The organism is Paenibacillus sp. Aloe-11 (genome assembly GCF_000245715.1).
Lineage (GTDB): Bacteria > Bacillota > Bacilli > Paenibacillales > Paenibacillaceae > Paenibacillus > Paenibacillus kribbensis.
Window position 1 is genome coordinate 62,145 of record NZ_JH601054.1, and the last position, 3,230, is coordinate 65,374.

1 protein-coding gene is annotated in these 3,230 nt (G+C 54.3%); it reads left to right on the forward strand.

The annotated features are described in order from the left end of the window. The coding region (locus WG8_RS28380; protein ID WP_007430356.1) for a non-ribosomal peptide synthetase at positions 1-3,230 on the forward strand (3,230 nt) is incomplete at both ends.

Here is a 3,230-nt window from a genome sequence, read left to right on the forward strand (position 1 = left end):
GCGCCATGTAGCCTATGTCATCTACACTTCCGGTTCGACCGGAAAACCGAAGGGCGTGATGGTTGAGCATCATTCGGTCATCAACCGGATTTTGTGGATGCATGACCGTTACGGCCTGGGCGCGGAGGACACGATCCTGCAAAAGACCACCTTCACGTTCGACGTGTCGGTGTGGGAGCTGTTCTGGTGGTCGATGGTTGGCTCGAAGGTAAGCTTGCTGCCTGTTGGCGGGGAAAAGAATCCGGAGGATATCGCAGATGCGATTGCCCGCGACGGAGTCACCACGATGCACTTCGTGCCAGCCATGCTGCATGCATTCCTGGAGTACGTGGTGGAGCAGCCACGGGAAGTGATACAGGCGAAGCTAGGCACGCTGCGGCATGTATTTGCCAGCGGCGAAGCGTTCCCGCCACAGCATGTGGCGCGGTTCCAACGGCTCGTGTCAAGTCTGACCGGAGCGAAGCTGATCAATCTGTATGGCCCAACGGAAGCAACCGTAGACGTATCGTACTTCGATTGTGAGCCGGCAGAGGAATATGCAGTCATTCCAATCGGAAAACCGATTCAAAACATTCGTCTATACATCGTGAAGGAAGGAACAGAGCAATTGCAGCCGATCGGGGTTGCAGGCGAGCTGTGTATCGGCGGTGTAGGCGTAGCACGTGGCTATCTGAACCGACCGGAGCTGACAGCCGAGAAATTTGTTGCCGATCCGTTTGCGGGTGGGGAAGCTGGCTATGAGCGGATGTACCGTACAGGCGATTTGGCGAGATGGATGCCGGACGGGAACATCGAATACTTGGGCCGGATCGACCATCAGGTGAAAATCCGGGGCTACCGGATCGAACTGGGCGAGGTCGAATCGCAGCTGTTGAAGGTGGAGGCAATACGAGAAGCTGTGGTCATGGCACGTGCGGATGAAACGGGACAAAAACACATGGTGGCGTACTACGTGGCCGGGCAGAAGATGGGTGCTAGCGAGCTGAGAAGCGAGCTGAGCCGGGAACTGCCAAGCTATATGGTTCCGTCCTACTTTGTACAGCTGGAGCAGATGCCGCTGAGCCCGAACGGAAAAATTGACCGCAAGGCCCTGCCTGCACCGGAAGCACGTCTCGCAGCAGATAGGGAGTACGTGGCGCCGCGGACGCGGCTGGAAGAGCAACTGGCGCATATCTGGCAGAGCGTGCTGCATGATCCGCAGATTGGAATTACGGATAACTTCTTTGAAGTGGGAGGACATTCTCTGCGCGCCACAACCCTGGTGGCGAAAATTCATCAGGAGCTGCATCACAAGCTGGCGCTGCGAGATATTTTCCAATATCCGACGATCGAGCAATTGGTACAGGTAATGGGTGAACAGACACAGCAAACGTATGCATCCATACCTGTTGTGGAGGAGCGTGCATATTATCCAGTTTCCTCGGCGCAAAAACGGATGTATGTTCTGAGTTATCTGGAAGGTGGAGAGGTTAGCTACAACATGCCGGGAGCCTTGATTATTGAAGGTTCCCTGGATAAAACGCGGCTGGAGCAAGCCTTCTGCCAGCTGATTGCCCGTCATGAAACCCTGCGAACCAGCTTCGACATGGTGGATGGCGAGGTCGTTCAACGGATTGATCCAATCGTCGAATTCAACGTGGAGCATGTGCAGGCAAGCGAAGAAGAGACACAGCAGTACGCACTGGACTTTGTACGCGCATTTGACCTCGCGCAGGCACCACTGCTGCGGGTTCAGCTGGTGGAAAACGGACCGCAACGTCACGTGATGCTCTATGACATGCACCATATTATTGCGGATGGCGTTACGGATGGAATTATCGTGCAGGAGTTCTCTCGATTGTATGAAGGCAAGGAGCTGCCGCCACTTCGTATTCAGTACAAGGACTATGCCGTTTGGCAGCATGCGGGTATGCAAAGTGACCGTCTTCGTGAGCAAGAGAGCTATTGGCTGAAGACGATGGCTGGTGAAATTCCGGTGCTGGATATGCCAACGGATTTTGCAAGACCGGCCGTACAGCGTCTGGAAGGAGCCCGATACGATTTTGCAATCGGCGCAGAGGGCAGCGAACAGCTGAAACAGCTGGCCGCTCAAACCGGATCGACCTTGTACATGGTGCTGCTTGCGGCGTACAGCACACTCTTGCATAAGTATACGGGGCAGGAGGACATTATTGTCGGAACACCGATTGCCGGACGGCCACATGCGGAACTGGAGAATCTGGTAGGTGTATTCCTCAACACGCTGGCGATCCGCAACTATCCGTCTGGCGACAAAACGTTCCTCGATTACCTGCAGGAAGTCAAAGAGCATGCGCTCAGCGCTTATGAGCATCAGGACTATCCTTTTGAAGAGCTGGTTGAAAAGCTGAATTTAACACGGGATACGAGCCGGAATGCGCTATTTGACACGATGTTTGAGCTGAAAACATTTGAGCAGCAGGAGTTTGAGCTCCAAGGTCTGACCTTTAAGCCGTATCCGACGGAAAATAATACTGCCAAATTTGATTTGACCTTGGATGCAGTGGAGCAGCCGGAAGGCATTCTGTGCAGTCTGGAATACAGCACGGCGCTGTACAAGCCTGAGACCATCGAGCGAATGGCCAAGCATTTTACCGAGATCGTTCGTGCAATTACGCTTCATCCGCAGCAGCCGCTGGCAGCCTTGGATATGGTAACCGTTGAGGAAAAAGCAGCAATCATCTACGGTTTTGGAGATGTGGGGGTAACGGATGTTGTAGCTGTTGAAGCAGAATCCTTGTTCCATGCCTATGTGGAGGAACAGGCGCAGCTTGTACCAGATCATGTGGCAGTGGTGTACGAGCAGCAACAGCTAACGTACCGTGAACTGAACGAGCGTGCGAACCAATTGGCCCGCAGGTTGCGGAATGAAGGCATTGGACGCGAGTCGATTGTCGGTATTTTGAGTGAACGCTCGGTGGATATGCTGGTCGGCGTACTGGCGGTATGGAAGGCCGGAGGCGCGTATGTGCCTTTGGATGCCGATTATCCGTCGGAGCGAATCCGCTTTATGCTTGAGGACAGTGGGGCGACGGTGCTGCTGACTCAAACCGGCTTGCAGGAGCGTGCTCAGGTATGGCTGGAGGAAAGTCAATGGGCCTTGGACGGAGGGAAGTCTCATGGGCAACTGGAAACGGCGGTTAGCGCTGAGGCGATGGAACAAGATGCTCTCCATGGAGACCTGAGCCCTTTAACATCAGCTTCGCTATCTA